Annotated in this window: 17 protein-coding genes; 14 read left to right on the forward strand and 3 right to left on the reverse strand. The window is 56.9% G+C overall.

What is annotated here, in order from left to right:
* Positions 1–19 precede the first annotated feature (19 nt).
* The 3 genes from ACFL9S_RS17485 to ACFL9S_RS17495 form a co-directional block, all read right to left on the reverse strand.
* Positions 20–496 carry an Hcp family type VI secretion system effector gene (locus ACFL9S_RS17485; protein ID WP_405263136.1) on the reverse strand — a complete coding sequence of 159 codons (477 nt, stop codon included), beginning with the start codon at positions 494–496 and terminating at the stop codon, positions 20–22.
* Positions 497–907: 411 nt separating this feature from the next.
* Positions 908–1,192, reverse strand: a complete 285-nt coding sequence (locus ACFL9S_RS17490; protein WP_405263137.1) for a YciI family protein — start codon at positions 1,190–1,192, stop codon at positions 908–910.
* 15 nt (positions 1,193–1,207) lie between these two features.
* Entirely contained in the window at positions 1,208–2,191 is a 984-nt protein-coding gene (locus ACFL9S_RS17495; protein WP_405263138.1) for an aminopeptidase, read from the reverse strand.
* Between the two features lie 276 nt (positions 2,192–2,467).
* On the opposite strand from ACFL9S_RS17495, the gene cysG reads away from it, so the two are divergent.
* The 14 genes from cysG (at position 2,468) to ACFL9S_RS17565 (ending at position 15,665) form a co-directional block, all read left to right on the forward strand.
* Positions 2,468–3,883, forward strand: coding sequence for a siroheme synthase CysG (gene cysG, locus ACFL9S_RS17500; protein WP_405263139.1), 1,416 nt, complete (start codon positions 2,468–2,470; stop codon positions 3,881–3,883).
* A gap of 9 nt (positions 3,884–3,892) precedes the next feature.
* The gene (cysD, locus tag ACFL9S_RS17505; RefSeq protein ID WP_405263140.1) at positions 3,893–4,801 is read left to right on the forward strand and encodes a sulfate adenylyltransferase subunit CysD; all 909 of its coding nucleotides are present in this window, start codon (positions 3,893–3,895) and stop codon (positions 4,799–4,801) included.
* Positions 4,802–4,810: 9 nt separating this feature from the next.
* Positions 4,811–6,238, forward strand: coding sequence for a sulfate adenylyltransferase subunit CysN (cysN, locus tag ACFL9S_RS17510; protein WP_405263141.1), 1,428 nt, complete (start codon positions 4,811–4,813; stop codon positions 6,236–6,238).
* Between the two features lies 1 nt (position 6,239).
* The gene (gene cysC, locus ACFL9S_RS17515; RefSeq protein WP_405263142.1) at positions 6,240–6,845 is read left to right on the forward strand and encodes an adenylyl-sulfate kinase; all 606 of its coding nucleotides are present in this window, start codon (positions 6,240–6,242) and stop codon (positions 6,843–6,845) included.
* A gap of 82 nt (positions 6,846–6,927) precedes the next feature.
* Complete coding sequence (locus tag ACFL9S_RS17520) at positions 6,928–7,248, forward strand: DUF3561 family protein (protein ID WP_405263143.1); 321 nt, start codon at positions 6,928–6,930, stop codon at positions 7,246–7,248.
* Between the two features lie 190 nt (positions 7,249–7,438).
* On the forward strand, positions 7,439–7,750 hold the full coding sequence (gene ftsB / locus ACFL9S_RS17525; protein WP_133846027.1) for a cell division protein FtsB: 312 nt from the start codon (positions 7,439–7,441) through the stop codon (positions 7,748–7,750).
* Positions 7,751–7,768: 18 nt separating this feature from the next.
* Positions 7,769–8,473, forward strand: a complete 705-nt coding sequence (gene ispD / locus ACFL9S_RS17530) for a 2-C-methyl-D-erythritol 4-phosphate cytidylyltransferase (protein ID WP_405263144.1) — start codon at positions 7,769–7,771, stop codon at positions 8,471–8,473.
* An 11-nt stretch (positions 8,474–8,484) separates the two neighbouring features.
* On the forward strand, positions 8,485–8,958 hold the full coding sequence (ispF, locus tag ACFL9S_RS17535) for a 2-C-methyl-D-erythritol 2,4-cyclodiphosphate synthase (RefSeq protein ID WP_405263145.1): 474 nt from the start codon (positions 8,485–8,487) through the stop codon (positions 8,956–8,958).
* Between the two features lie 3 nt (positions 8,959–8,961).
* Positions 8,962–10,011, forward strand: a complete 1,050-nt coding sequence (gene truD, locus ACFL9S_RS17540; protein WP_405263146.1) for a tRNA pseudouridine(13) synthase TruD — start codon at positions 8,962–8,964, stop codon at positions 10,009–10,011.
* 348 nt (positions 10,012–10,359) lie between these two features.
* A complete protein-coding gene (locus ACFL9S_RS17545) occupies positions 10,360–11,178 on the forward strand; it encodes a hypothetical protein (protein ID WP_405263147.1) in 819 nt (272 codons plus the stop codon).
* Positions 11,179–11,547: 369 nt separating this feature from the next.
* Positions 11,548–12,567 carry a 3-oxoacyl-[acyl-carrier-protein] synthase III C-terminal domain-containing protein gene (locus ACFL9S_RS17550; RefSeq protein WP_405263148.1) on the forward strand — a complete coding sequence of 340 codons (1,020 nt, stop codon included), beginning with the start codon at positions 11,548–11,550 and terminating at the stop codon, positions 12,565–12,567.
* Entirely contained in the window at positions 12,564–13,580 is a 1,017-nt protein-coding gene (locus ACFL9S_RS17555) for an NAD-dependent epimerase/dehydratase family protein (RefSeq protein ID WP_405263149.1), read from the forward strand. Before ACFL9S_RS17550 ends, ACFL9S_RS17555 begins: the two co-directional genes overlap by 4 nt.
* Positions 13,573–14,379, forward strand: coding sequence for an MBL fold metallo-hydrolase (locus ACFL9S_RS17560; protein ID WP_405263150.1), 807 nt, complete (start codon positions 13,573–13,575; stop codon positions 14,377–14,379). Before ACFL9S_RS17555 ends, ACFL9S_RS17560 begins: the two co-directional genes overlap by 8 nt.
* A complete protein-coding gene (locus ACFL9S_RS17565; protein ID WP_405263151.1) occupies positions 14,376–15,665 on the forward strand; it encodes a F390 synthetase-related protein in 1,290 nt (429 codons plus the stop codon). Before ACFL9S_RS17560 ends, ACFL9S_RS17565 begins: the two co-directional genes overlap by 4 nt.
* Positions 15,666–15,687: the final 22 nt, after the last annotated feature.

Raw genomic sequence — 15,687 nt, forward strand, 5'->3', positions numbered from 1 at the left:
GAGTCTATCCCATTAGGATCTAAATAGTCGCGTTAGCTTTAATATTATAACCCATTGCTACCACGCCCATTTTCTTCCCTTCTGAACTCTGTGGTAAGTATTCGAATTTCACTCTTGAAAAACAGAGGCCAACTTTCTCTATTGGCATATGGACCATGCCAATCGGTTCCACGCTGGTAATAATCAGCTCTTGCAATGTTATTTTTAAGAAATCCAATGGAGAACCACCGGCTTTTCTGACGGTCAGAACAGCCTCCGGGATATGTTTTCCCGTCAGGCAATATTGAATGAGATTTGTCGAGGATCTATCAATGTAATGTTTGAAATATAAATCGTGTACGGTTGATTTTCCTGCACCTCCACCACACCCGGAGTGCATATTAGCTGTCTGAGCAACTGACCAGTTCCACCTCAAGACTTCGATTTCCCCTTGGTGAGAAAAATCCAGTGATTCACCTTCAATGCCATTGATTTTTATAAACATATCCTGAGCCATACATCCTCCTTGTTATGGGCATTCAGTGATAACGTGCTGTTTTCCTCTGTTATGGTGCCGCAAGCAAAGCCTAAAAGGCCCCATAAAAGAAATGGGGACCTTATACAGGTTTACCCTTCAGGGCATCAAGGCGCTCGACGGTCCGCTAACCCGGATAGCCCCGATTGCCTGTATGCAACGGAGTCGCGGTTTGTTCCTGGCCGCGATGCTGTTGCCAGAGAGGTGAACGCGATGGGACAGGTTAGCCAGGTCTCTGCGGCATGGATGCCGCAGCGAAGCCCCCAGGGAGGGGTTTACGGCGTCCTGGCGTTCTGCCCATTGCGGTCACCGGTGCTTCGTATTACAGCGTTCGTTCAGTCCGAAGCCCCGATTGCCTGTATGCAGCGGAGTGGCTGTTGGTATCGGGAGCCATCAAATTCCGGTCAGGGCCGCAAACTTATCGGCAGAGCGGGTGATATTCACTTTTGTGACCTCGTAGCTGGCGACTGTCTGGAACGGATCTTCCGCCAGGATGACATCCAGCTGCTTTCTGTCCATTTCCTTCACCATGATCATCCCACCTGTGCGCGGATCTTTGCGCCCGGCACTAATAAAGGCACCGGCGGTAAAGTAGCGGTTGATCCAGGCAACGTGTGGCTCCAGCAGCGCTTCCACTTCTTCCATTGGACGGGTGTAGGTCAGAAAAACGATATACATGAATCACTCCAAAAATTACGGATTAGCCAGTTCGCGGATCAATGGCAGCAGCACCGCCACCGAATCATGTGCGCGGTGGGTGATGCGTCCCGGTAACCAGCGGTCAATATAAGCCAGATTATCACGCTGCGCCTGATGACGTAGCGCGACGGGGAAGTGCAGGGTGATGCTACGGGGCAGCTTGCCGGATGGCGCATCGCTGGCGTTAACCGACAGCAGCGGGAAACCCGCGTGGTCGAACGGGCTCTCTTCGCTGGCTGTCTGTGCCGTACTTCTGATGCCCAGGCGACGGGCCAATGCCTGGGCGCGATCGCGTGTCTGGCGGGCCACCGCCTTCGGCGTTTTACTGCCGCTGGTAAACGTCAGCTGGCTGCCCATAATCAGGCTGTCGATATTAATCACCAGCAGCGTATTGCGTTTCTCTTCGGGGGTCATTCGCGAGATGTAGTCTTCGCTGCCCTGATGGCCAATCTCTTCGCCGCTCAGGGCAACAAAGCGCAAACTGTAATGTAACGGCTGAGCACTGAGCCGCTGCGCCAGTTCCAGCATGACGCCAAGACCAGATGCATTGTCATTCACGCCCTGATTGGTGAGACCACCGAGGTTATTCTGCATCTCAGTATCATTGTGTGGCGTCCAGCTGTCGCTGTGGGCGATAATCACAATCTGTTGTGCAACCTGGCCTTCCCGGGCCGCAATCACCGAGGTCGCGTTGACGTTGCGCCATGTCACATCGCCGCTCTGATGCTGATAAGCATAACGGGGGGTGAAACGACGCTGGTTGCTGTGATAACCGAGCTGAGTGAACTGCTGTTGCAGATAATCAGCGGTCAGCATATCTGCCGGGCTGCCTGCCATCCTGCCGGGAAAATAGGTGGCGATATGACGCAGCTGCTGTTCGGCGATACTGCCTGTCTTGATACTCGCGGCACCCGCGCTGAAACTGATGCCGCAAATGAGCAGTGCTGCCAGCGTCCCCTGGCGGAAAAGGGTTAACATGGATCATTCCTTAGAACCTGATAATCAGGTACGAGTTCGTCATCAGTGACGAGACGTACGAAAATTTTTTGCGCAGACAGTATGAAATTGTGACGCCCGTTAAACAATTTCAATCTCTCTGAAAGGTGCGAAATATCATCTGTTAAGCACATTTTGTTCTCAGCTTTATCAGATCGTTATTCCATTCAGTAACTACTCATTCCAATTAGTAATTTCATAAGCTTCAAGGGCGGGACGTATAGTCCCCATAACGATAGTGATATAGACAGGGTTCACGTGGATTATCTCCCTCTTTTTGCTGATATCAGACACAAGCCGGTGCTGGTGGTTGGCGGTGGCGATGTCGCTGCACGCAAAATCGAACTGCTGCGCCGTGCCGGTGCGCAAGTGCTGGTCGTTTCACACCACCTGTGTGAAGAACTGGCCGCGTTGCACGACAGTGGCAGCATCGAATGGCTGGCGAAGGATTATCAGGCCACTCAGCTTGATCAGGTCTTCCTGGTGATTGCCGCCACCGATGATAGCGAACTCAATGGCCAGGTCTACCTGGATGCGACTGCGCGCCATCTGCTGGCGAATGTGGTCGATGACCAGCCGAAATGCTCCTTTATTTTTCCTTCTATTGTTGATCGCTCTCCGCTGGTGGTGGCGATCTCCTCCAGCGGTACGGCACCGGTTCTGGCACGCCTGCTGCGTGAAAAACTGGAATCGCTGCTGCCTGCGAACCTCGGACAGATGGCGCAGATTGCCGGTCAGTGGCGCGGGAAGGTGAAAGCCCGCTTTAACAAAATGTCCGATCGCCGTCGATTCTGGGAAAAAGCCTTCAACGGGCTGTTCGCCAATCAGGTCGCTTCCGGCAATGTGGAAGGGGCCAAACGCACGCTGGACCAACAGCTGACCGAGCCGGAAGCCCCGCAGGGGGAGATTATTCTGGTCGGGGCCGGGCCGGGCGACAGCGGCCTGCTGACCCTGCGGGGCTTGCAGGTGATGCAGCTGGCGGATGTGGTGCTGTATGACCACCTGGTCAGCGATGAAATTCTGGATTTAGTGCGTCGTGATGCTGACCGCATCTGCGTGGGTAAACGCGCTAACGCCCACAGCGTACCGCAGGAAGAAACCAACCGCCTGCTGGTCGAGCTGGCGAAGAAGGGCAAACGCGTCGTGCGCCTGAAGGGCGGTGATCCGTTTATCTTTGGCCGGGGGGGCGAAGAGCTTCAGGCCGCCGTGGCCGCTGGCATTCCCTTCCAGGTGGTGCCTGGCGTGACGGCCGCCGCCGGGGCGACCGCTTATGCGGGCATCCCACTGACTCACCGTGACCACGCGCAAAGCGTCCTGTTTGTTACCGGGCAATGCCGCGCGGATGGGAACGGTACGGACTGGCCATCGCTGGCCCGTTCACGCCAGACGCTGGCGATTTATATGGGGGCGATGGCGGCAGGTGAGATTGCTGACCAGCTGATGGCGCACGGGCGCGATCCGGCAACCCCGGCTGCGGTGATTAGCCGCGGCACCCGTCAGGACCAGCAGGTGCTGACCGGGACTTTACAACAACTTGAAGAACTGGCTCGAAACGCCCCAACTCCGGCGCTGTTAGTGATTGGCGAAGTGGTCAAACTGCATGACGAGTTGGCATGGTTTCAACATTCAGCGCAGCAGGACGGACGCGATTCCCCTGTTGTGAATTTGGCTTGAGGAAAAGATATGGATCAGAAACGACTCACTCATCTGCGTCAACTGGAGGCGGAAAGCATCCATATTATCCGCGAAGTGGCTGCAGAGTTCGGCAACCCGGTGATGATGTACTCGATTGGCAAAGACTCATCGGTGATGCTGCACCTGGCGCGTAAAGCCTTCTATCCGGGAACACTGCCGTTCCCGCTGCTGCATGTTGATACCGGCTGGAAATTCCGTGAAATGTACGAGTTCCGCGATCGTATGGTGAAAAACATCGGCGCAGAGCTGCTGATCCACCGCAATCCGGAAGGCGTGGCGATGGACATTAACCCATTCGTTCACGGCAGTGCCAAACACACCGACATCATGAAAACCGAAGGGCTGAAGCAGGCGCTGAATAAGTACGGTTTTGATGCGGCCTTCGGTGGTGCTCGCCGCGACGAAGAGAAATCCCGCGCGAAAGAGCGCATCTACTCCTTCCGTGACCGTTTCCATCGCTGGGACCCGAAAAACCAGCGCCCGGAGCTGTGGCACAACTACAACGGCCAGATAAACAAAGGCGAAAGCATCCGTGTCTTCCCGCTGTCTAACTGGACCGAGCTGGATATCTGGCAGTACATCTTCCTGGAAAACATCGAGATTGTTCCGCTTTACCTGGCCGCTGAGCGCCCGGTGCTGGAGCGTGACGGTATGCTGATGATGATCGATGACGACCGTATTGATCTGCAACCCGGCGAAGTGATCGAGCAACGTATGGTGCGTTTCCGTACCCTCGGCTGCTGGCCACTGACTGGCGCGGTGGAGTCCGAAGCGCAAACGCTGCCAGCGATCATCGAAGAGATGCTGGTTTCCACCACCAGTGAGCGCCAGGGGCGAATGATTGACCGCGATCAGGCCGGCTCAATGGAGCTGAAAAAACGCCAGGGTTATTTCTAAGGAACCGTCATGAATACAGTTATTGCACAACAGATTGCCGACCAGGGCGGCGTGGAAGCCTGGCTGCACACGCAGCAGCATAAAAGCCTGCTGCGTTTTCTTACCTGCGGCAGCGTGGACGACGGCAAAAGTACGCTGATCGGCCGTTTGCTGCACGATACGCGTCAGATTTACGAAGATCAGCTCTCATCGCTGCACAACGACAGCAAACGTCACGGCACCCAGGGCGAGAAACTGGACCTGGCGCTGCTGGTGGATGGTTTACAGGCTGAACGTGAGCAGGGCATTACCATTGACGTGGCCTATCGCTACTTCTCTACCGAGAAGCGTAAATTCATTATTGCCGACACGCCGGGCCATGAGCAGTACACGCGTAATATGGCGACCGGCGCCTCGACCTGCGATCTGGCGATCCTGCTGATCGATGCGCGTAAAGGCGTGCTCGATCAAACCCGTCGCCACAGCTTTATCTCCACTTTGCTGGGTATCAAGCACCTGATCGTCGCCATCAACAAGATGGATCTGGTGGAGTACAGCCAGGAGACGTTCGAACAGATCAAACAGGATTACCTGGATTTTGCCGGGCAGCTGCCGGGCGATCTCGATATCCGCTTTGTGCCGCTGTCGGCGCTGGAAGGCGAAAACGTTGCGTCTCCGAGCGATGCGATGAACTGGTACAGCGGCCCGACGCTGCTGGACGTGCTGGAAACCGTTGATGTACAGCGCGTGGTGGAGCAGCAGCCAATGCGCTTCCCGGTGCAGTATGTTAACCGCCCGAACCTCGACTTCCGTGGCTACGCCGGGACACTGGCCTCCGGCATTATTCAGGTCGGACAGCGGGTGAAAGTGCTGCCGTCTGGCGTGGAGTCCTCTGTTGCGCGCATCGTGACGTTCGATGGCGATCTGGAGCAGGCTGCCGCCGGGGAAGCGATCACCCTGGTGCTGAAAGACGAAATTGATATCAGCCGTGGCGACCTGCTGGTGGCCGTGGATGCTGACCTGACGCCGGTGCAGGCTGCGGCGGTGGATGTGGTCTGGATGGCGGAAAAACCGCTGGTGCCGGGCCAGAGCTTCGACGTGAAGATTGCCGGGAAGAAAACCCGTGCGCGCGTGGAACGCATCCAGCATCAGGTTGAGATCAACAACCTGACGCAGCATAACACCCAGGAATTGCCGCTGAACGGTATCGGGCTGGTGGATCTGATCTTCGATGAACCCATGGTACTCGATCAGTATCAGCAGAATCCGGTGACCGGCGGGATGATCTTTATCGATCGCCTGAGCAACGTGACCGTCGGCGCGGGCATGATCCGTCAGCCACTGGACGATGTGCAGCAGAACAGCGGTGACTTCAGCGCCTTCGAACTGGAACTGAATGCGCTGGTGCGCCGTCATTTCCCGCACTGGAATGCACGCGACCTGCTGGGCGGTAAGTAATATGGCGCAGCATGATGAAAATGTGGTGTGGCACGCGCATCCGGTCAGCCGGGAACAGCGCGAGCAGCAGCATGGTCATCAGGGCGTGGTGCTGTGGTTTACCGGGCTGTCAGGTTCCGGTAAATCCACAGTCGCTGGCGCGCTGGAGCAGGCGCTGCATCGGCTGAATGTCAGCAGCTATCTACTGGACGGTGATAACGTGCGTCACGGTCTGTGCCGCGATCTCGGCTTTAGCGATGACGATCGTAAAGAGAACATTCGTCGTGTCGGTGAAGTGGCAAAGCTGATGGTGGATGCCGGACTGGTGGTGTTGACCGCTTTTATCTCCCCTCATCGTGCCGAGCGCCAGATGGTGCGCGACATGGTCGGGGAAGGGCGTTTTATTGAAGTCTTTGTCGACACCCCACTGGCTATCTGCGAAGCGCGCGATCCAAAAGGGCTGTACAAAAAAGCCCGTGCCGGAGAGTTGCGTAATTTCACCGGTATTGATGCGGTGTACGAAGCCCCTGAATTAGCGGATATTCATCTGGATGGTGAACAATTGGTAACATATTTAACCAGCCAGTTATTAGACGTGCTGCGCCAGCGAGATATTATCAAACCCTGAGAGAGCTTCGGCTAACGCCCGTTTATGGGCAGTTATCAGGCGGAGGCAGTTTGGCCTCCGCCTAAGCATCAACGGGATGTCTATGCAAAACGTTACCCCCATGCTGGCACGTAAAGACGAACGCGAGCGGGAAGAGCCTTCATGGGCCATTCCTGGTGGCGTCATGGGTTTTGTTTCCTGGTGGGCCGCGCTGGCGATTCCGTTCCTGCTGTACGGTTCCACTACCCTGTTCTTTTTCCTCTACACCTGGCCTTTCTTCCTGGCGCTGTTACCGGTGTCGGTGCTGGTGGGCATTGCCACTACGATGCTGCTGCGAGAGCATTTTGTCTGGGCGGCGTTGGCGACGGTGCTGCTGGTCATTGCACTTTTCTGGTTGTTATTTACGCTACTTACGGGCTGGTAAGCCGTCAGTGAGATGTGCAAATACATCGCAACGTTACAAAATCTATCAGCGCAGGGTGTTTTGATGCTCTTTTTGCTGTTTTTTAGCGCGTATTGACGCCGTATTCTGAGAAAGTGGTTCTATTCTTCATCGACAGTGTGGAGTCATACCAAAAGTTATGGGATGATTGGGCCGTTTTTCAGGGGGCGGGATGGGCAAACTTACGTTGCTGTTACTTGTACTTCTCGGCTGGCTGCAATATTCGCTCTGGCTGGGCAAGAACGGCATTCATGATTATACACGCGTTAATGAGGATGTTGCTCAGCAGCAGGCCAATAACGCAAAGCTTAAAGCGCGTAACGATCAGCTTTTTGCCGAAATCGACGACTTAAACGGCGGTTCGGAAGCGATCGAGGAACGCGCACGCAATGAGCTGGGGATGATTAAACCCGGCGAGACCTTCTATCGCCTTGTGCCGGATCAAAACAAACGAAACGCGCAGCAGCGAACAGCCAGTCAGTAACCATCACCATGAGCCTCCATGAATAGCGCCGAATCCTCTCCGGAGATTATCGCCATCGTCCCCGCTGCGGGGATGGGTAGCCGCATGCTCTCCGAGTGCCCCAAGCAGTATCTCACCATCGGTGATAAAACCATTCTGGAACACAGCATCGACGCGTTGCTGGCCCATCCGGCCGTCAGCCGGGTGATTGTGGCGCTCAGCCCGCAGGATGTGCACTTCCGCCAGTTGCCCGTTGCCACCGATGCGCGGGTGACGACCGTGATCGGCGGTGGACAGCGCGCCGATTCGGTGTTGGCAGGTTTGCAGGCGGCAAAAGAGGCGCAGTGGGTGCTGGTGCATGACGCGGCGCGCCCCTGCCTGCATCTCAGCGATTTGACCCGACTGCTGGCGCTTACCGCCACCAGTGAGGTGGGCGGTATTCTCGCCGCCCCGGTGCGCGATACGATGAAACGTGCCATCGGGGGGCGCAGCGATATCGATCATACCGTTGAGCGTGAAGCTCTTTGGCACGCGCTGACACCGCAGCTATTCCCGCAGGTGTTGCTGCACGACTGCCTGCTGCGTGCGCTGAACGAAGGCGCAACCATCACGGATGAAGCCTCTGCGCTGGAATATTGTGGCTACCACCCTGAACTGGTGAGCGGACGCAGTGATAATCTGAAGGTGACAAGGCCGGAAGACCTGGCGCTGGCGCAATTTTATCTGACCCAAATACAACGTTAGGAGAATACATAATGCGTATCGGTCACGGTTTTGATGTCCATGCCTTCGGTGGCGAAGGCCCGCTGATTATTGGCGGCGTACGAATCCCTTATGAAAAAGGGTTACTGGCGCATTCTGATGGTGATGTTGCCCTGCATGCGCTGACGGATGCGCTGCTCGGCGCGGCGGCACTGGGTGACATCGGCAAGCTGTTCCCGGATACCGATGAGGCTTACAAAGGGGCCGACAGCCGCGAATTGCTGCGCGAAGCGATGCGCCAGATCGCCAAAAAAGGCTATCGCGTGGGCAACGTCGACGTGACGATTATTGCTCAGGCACCGAAAATGCTGCCGCATACGCCGCAGATGCGCATCAATATTGCTGAAGATCTCGGCATTCATATGGACGAGGTCAACGTGAAAGCGACCACCACTGAAAAACTCGGTTTTACCGGGCGCGGTGAAGGTATCGCCTGCGAAGCCGTTGCCTTGTTGATGAAGGTATAACCGATGGATTTAACCCAACAGGGCTGGCTGCATGGTCAGCCGGTTGCCAGCGGTGTGCTGAAGGCAAACGCTGAAGATTTCGTGGTGATCGAAGATCTCGGTTACGCCCCGGACGGTGATGGCGAACAGCTGCTGGTGCGCATTCGCAAAACGGGCTGTAATACCCGTTTTGTTGCCGAGGCGCTGGCAAAATTTGTTGGCATTCACCCGCGTGACGTCAGTTTTGCCGGGATGAAGGATCGCCATGCGGTGACCGAGCAGTGGCTCTGCCTGCGTGTGCCCGGTAAAGTCACTCCGGACCTCAGCACGTTTGAGCTGACAGGCGTGGAGGTGCTGGAAAGCGCCCGCCATCGCCGTAAGCTGCGTACCGGCGCATTACAGGGCAATGCTTTTACCCTGATACTGCGTCAGATTTCTGAGCGTGATGCGGTGGAACAGCGCCTGCAACTGATTGCCCGTGATGGCGTACCCAACTATTTTGGCAGCCAGCGTTTCGGTCATGAAGGGAATAATCTGACGATGGCGCAGCGCTGGGCGGCAGATGAAATCCGCGTGCGTGAGCGCAATAAACGCAGCTTTATTCTGTCGGCTGCCCGCAGCGCGATGTTTAACCAGGTGGTCAGTGATCGCCTGGCGCAACAGGGTTCACTGTGCAAGGTGCTGCCGGGTGATGCGTTACAGCTGACCGGGCGCGGCAGCTGGTTTGTGGCCGAGGCGGCGGAGCTGGATACCCTGCAACAGCGCGTTGACGCCAGTGAACTGCGTATTACCGCACCGCTGCCGGGCAGCGGCGAGTGGGGCACGCGCGACGAAGCGCTGGCCTTTGAGCAAAACAGCCTGGCAGGTGAAGACGCGTTGATCGCGCTGATGGATCGTGAACGCGTGGATGCCGCGCGCCGCGCCATGCTGGTGATCCCGCGCGATCTGCACTGGAACTGGCAGGATGACGTCACGCTGGAAATGAACTTCTGGCTCCCGGCGGGCAGCTTTGCCACCAGCGTGGTACGCGAACTGCTGCTGACCCAGGGCAGTGCCGCTGAGGTTGACGAGTAATCTTCTTCTCAGGCTACCGCACTCTGCGGTAGCCTGATGCACGCTCTTCATTTCCCCTCCGATGAATATTCTGCGTACCAACAATGCATTGCATAATAAAGCATGGGTATATCAGAACTCTATTTAAATTAATAAACACACCCCGGCAGTTCGCCCTTATTATAGGAATGAATAATATAACGTGGTGGCATCCTTCTATCGCGTGAGTCATTATTTTTATAATCCTTTTTCAATGTCGTGATATATCGATAACACCTCAGTGGTTATTGTGCTGTTTTTTATTTTGGTGCTTTATTTCATCGCTGGATTAGGTAGATTAATTTTTCTCGAACTTCAAAGGAATGAATCGTGGAAAAATTAAATAATCCACTGGCGCGCGGCGTCAGCTATCTGCTTATCTGGCTCACTGCTGTGCAACCGGCACTGGCGGGCGCATTAAGTACGCATACCCCGAATGGTATTCACAATACAGCACATCGTTCTGAGCTGGTTTACTGCTATAACATGACGGAGCAAATGCTGGAGAAATTTGCTCTGGACCAGCAGTTGGACCAACTGGCTGCAGAAAGAGGGGATGCCGCAGCGGGTGAGCGCGTGAGTGCGCGACGTGATGCCCTGGCAGCGGCGGTGATTGTTGGCAGTGGGGGGATTGCCGCCGTGGCGGGGGGGATGATCATTGCCGCCGCCGCCCCTGAGCTGTTACTGGCCGCACGTCTGGCCCTCACCGAATGCAAAGCCAGCCCGGTGCTGTGCCTGCATCAGGCGGGTATTTATGCCACCGATATGGCCGCACCAGAAGCAGCCCTGGGGACGGGGAGCCTGGCGGCAGGCGGAACGTTGTTGGTGGGAAAAAGCCAGGATGAGGTGGTACAGTTTGGTAAACAGATTGCCAGCGCCGGAATTCCGGTGTTTAAAGGTGCCACTGAGGCGGATGTTATGGCTTACTTTAGACGTCTTGCTGGCGTTGAAATCATGCCAGCAGCCAAAATTATTCCGGGAAAAGGAACCGTATATTCGGTTAAGGTCAGTGAAGGGCCTGATGCAGGCAGTCGTGTAACGTTGAGGGACTTCACTGATTCTGCGGAGAAAACGAAGGTTAAGTGGATTATTGATATCAAAAAAACCAAAGACGATAAAGGAAACGGTGTGGAGATTAAATTCCAGTGAATATTTAAACGCGTTATCATTCAATATTAGAAAGTGCTTTTTTGATTTCAACCGGCGTAATGTGGCAGCATGTAGATAATCACATGAAAAATATGAATGAACCCTACGATAGAAGAAAGCGTGTCTGTTTTAAGATTCTGGCCAGATTAATGGAAGAAGGGCATGTCAAACGTCGCCCAGAGCGAAGGCCTGTAAGATCCGGTAGCAAAGCCTTAATTTTCAGAGAAATATGCTGATTTATCCGCTTAAGTCAGCCATTCCTTTCACTGTTTTATCCTCCCTCTCTTCTTCTTTTCTGGCTATTTTGCGAGAACCCGCACTTCCGTTACAATACGCAATAATTTAACAATTTTGTTAATGGGAATACGGATGAACCAACCCCATCTGCCAGTGCCGGAGAGCACAGGGGCTTTTGTGCCTCTGAAGATTATTGCCAGCGGTGTGGCACTGCCTCCCGGCTGCGTTACCTCTGCGATGCTCGACGAACGTCTGGGCAGGAAACCCGGCTACGTTGAAAAACGGTCGGGCATTGTTCACCGCTTTCATGCCGATCACCAGGCAAGCCAGGCACAGCTGGGCGCCGATGCGCTTGCGGCGGCACTGAGTGCGCAACATATCGACCCGGCTTCTATTGATCTGCTGATTTTCGCCTCGGCGATTGCCGTGCAGGCGTTGCCGTGCAGTGCCATCCAGGTGCTTAAGCTGTCGCAGCTGACGCCGGGCACGGCGGTGTTTGATATCAACAGCAGCTGCGTCAGCTTTATTTCGGCGTTGCAGGTGGCGGGTGGCTTAGTGAATTGCGCTGCCTACCGACGTATCGCCATTGTGTCTACTGAGCTGGCGTCACGCGGTATTGACTGGGAGCACGAAGAGTCATCGCTGATCTTTGGCGACGGCGCGGCCTGCGCCATTGTGGAACGCGGTGACGGGCAAAGCGGCATTCTTTCCTGCCTGATGGAGAGCTGGCCGGATGGCAGCGAACTCTGTGAGATCCGCGCCGGAGGCACGCGCTGTAACCCGCGCGCGGGCATGCGCGACAGCGATTTCCTGTTCCATATGCAGGGTAAAAAACTGTTCCGTCAGGCTTCGGGACTGATTGAAGATTATCTGGCGCGTCTGCTGGCGATGGCCGGGCTGACTCTGCCACAGATTGCCACGGTGGTGCCGCACCAGGCCAGCCATCTGTCGCTGGAACATATGCGCAAGCGTCTGAACGTCAGCAGTGACGCGCTGGTGGATATTTACCGTTATCGCGGAAACCAGGTCGCGGCGTCGATCCCCAGCGCCTTGCATGAAGCGATGATCACGGGTCGCTTCCCAAAAGGCCCGGTGATGCTGATTGGCACCGCCGCCGGATTAACGCTTGGTGGCATGGTGCTGCTGCCGTGAAGGTGCTGGTGACCGGCGCCACCAGCGGCCTCGGGCGCAACGCCGTTGAATGGTTACTGGCGGCGGGGCATCAGGTGCGGGCGACCGGGCGCGATGCTGCGGTGGGAGAAATACTCCAGCAGGCCGGGGCGCAATTTACCCCCCTGGATCTGGCCCGTGCTTCGGCTGCCGACTGCGCGGCCCTGGTCGGGGAGGCTGAGGTGGTGTGGCACTGCGCGGCGAAATCCTCACCCTGGGGAGCGCGTGACGACTTCTGGCAGGCCAATGTCACTGCCACGGAGCGCCTGACGGCTGCTGCGGGGCAACGGGGCGTTCGGCGTTTTATTCATATCTCCACGCCCTCAATCTATTTCGATTATTCGGCTCATCACAATATCGATGAAACCTTCTGCGCCCGGCGTTTTGCCAACCATTATGCCGCCAGTAAATATGCCGCCGAGCAGGTGGTGTTGCAGCGTGTGTCACAGCATCCTGCCACTACGTTTGTCATGCTGCGGCCGCGTGCGCTGTTTGGCCCTCACGATCGGGTGATTGTGCCGCGCCTGCTGGCGCAGATTCAGCGTGACAAGGGCGTGCTGCGGCTGCCCAACGGCGGTAAGACGCTGCTCGATCTGACCTTTGTACTGAATGTGGTGCAGGCCATGTGGCTGGCAAGCGATGTGCCCAATCTGGCTTCTGGTGCGGTATATAACGTGACCAATCAGCAGCCGGTGACGTTGGCGGATGTGTTACGCCCGTTGCTTAACCAGCAGCTTGGGCTGAACTGCGAGATCCGCTCACTGCCTGCCAGCCTGCTGTACGGTGTGGCGGCACTGATGGAGGGCGCGGCGTTACTGACGCGGCGTGAACCGCTGCTGACCCGCTACAGCGTGGGCGCGGTCAGCCTGGATATGACGCTTTGCCAGCAGCGAGCCATCGATGAGCTGGGTTATCGCCCGCACTATTCGATGGACGAGGCCATTGCGCTGACCGGAGCCTGGTGGCGGCGGCAGGGAGTGGGTTCTCGTGGCTAAACTGACGACGTTTGAGGTGGGCTACTGTACTCACCGTGGCTGCATGGCGCTGCGGGGTGCCGGGCTGCGCGTTTGCCAGTTTCCTGCGCGCGCCTGGCTGCTGGAATCCAATAACCGCCGCTGGTTATGGGATACCGGCTACGCCAGCCACTTTATTGACCATACCCGCCAGGGCATTCTCCGCCTCTATGCACAGCTGACTCCGGTTTATTTCTCGCCGCAGCAGGCGCTGGTGGCGCAGCTCGGCCAGGCCGGGTATCAACCTGATGATATTCAGGGGCTGATTATTTCCCATTTCCACGGCGATCATATTGCCGGTCTGCACGACTTTCCGGGCGTGCCGATGATCGCCTCCGGGGAGGGCTGGCAGAAAACCCGCAGCCTGCAAGGCGTGCGCGCGCTGAAAAATGCCTTTGTGCCGGGCCTGATCCCGACGGATTTTGAATCCCGTCTGCGTTTTGTTGAGAGCTTCGACGCGGTTGATTTACCCGCCGAACTTCACCCCTTCGCGCGCGGCTGGCAGCTGCCGGGCAGCAATGGCGAAATCCTGCTGGTATCGCTGCCGGGCCATGCGGCCGGGCATCTTGGTGCATTTGTCCTGCAGGATGATGGCTGGACGCTGTTGGCCAGCGATGCGGCCTGGTGCCCGGATAACTACCAGAAATTGCGCGGCCCCTCGCGGCTGGCCAATCTGATTATGGATGACAGCGCCGCCTTTTACCGCACGCTCAACCAGCTGCATCAGCTCTGGCGCGGCGGCAAGGTGCGCATTCTGCTGTGTCACGAGGGGGACTTATGATCCCGGTACGGATGCTCTGGCACTACTTCCGTGCGCGGCGGCTGCGCTTTCGCGATCGCGCTGCGCTGGAGCAGTGGCAGGCGCGTCAGTTGAAACGTTTTGCCCGCCGGGTGATGGCGAAAAGTCCGTTCTATGCACCGTTCTGTCATTTGCCGCTGCCGTCATGGCCGCTGGGCGATAAAGCACAGATGATGGCCCACTTTGACCAGATGAATACCGCCGGGCTGGAGGTCGATACGCTGCTAAAGTGCGCCCTGAAAAGTGAACAGGACCGCGATTTCGCACCGAAGGTTGGGCGCTTCAGCGTGGGCTTATCGTCCGGCACCTCCGGGCGGCGCGGCGTGTTTGTTGTCAGCCCGCAGGAGCAGCGCATCTGGGCGGGCGGTATGCTGGCGAAGATGCTGCCACGCGGTCTGCTCTCCGGTGAGCGTGTGGCGCTGTTCTTACGTGCCGATAATCATCTGTATCACAGCGTAGATACCCGCTGGCTGAGCCTGGCGTTCTTTGATCTGTTTGCCCCCTTCAGTGACCATTTACGTCAGCTGCCGCTGTTTGCGCCGACGATTATTGTGGCGCCAGCGCAGGTCTTGCGGGCGCTGGCACTGGCGGTGCAGAGCGGGCTGCTTGAGCTAAATGTCAGCCGGGTGATCTCCGTGGCTGAAGTGCTGGAGCCGCAGGATCGCCAGCTGTTAGCAACGGTGTTCGGCGATGTGGCCGAGGTCTATCAGGCCACCGAAGGGTTTCTCGCGGCCAGCTGTTCCCACGGGCGCCTGCATCTTAACGAAGAGTTTCTCCACGTCGAGCCGGAGTGGATAGATGAACGGCGCTTCACGCCGGTGATTACCGATTTCAGCCGCCGCACGCAGCCTGTGATCCGCTACCGGCTGGATGATGTGCTGGTCGCCGCGACGGAACCCTGCCCCTGCGGGCAGCCGACGCGCGTGCTGGACGCCATAGAAGGGCGCCGCGACGATCAGCTTTTGTTACCTGGTCTGAACGGCGAAGCGCAGGCCGTCTTTGCCGATGTGTGCAGCCGCGCGATTGCCCGCTCCCTGCCGCTGACCAGTGATTACCGGCTGGTGCAGACGGGAACGCACGATGTGCAGCTGATCAGCGATGCGGATGAAGCGTCGCTGGTTGCCTGCCAGCAGGCGCTGATTGCGCTGTTCGCGCAGCAGGGGATCGCCACAAAGACACTGCGCTGGCAGCTCAGCGTGCAGCCGCTGATGCCGCAGTTTGACCGCAAGCGACGGCGCATTATTCGCCAACAAGGGGAAGGCGTGTGAATCTGTTACGTCGTGTAGTGGC

This window comes from Erwinia sp. AnSW2-5 (genome assembly GCF_045107195.1).
Classification (GTDB): domain Bacteria; phylum Pseudomonadota; class Gammaproteobacteria; order Enterobacterales; family Enterobacteriaceae; genus Erwinia.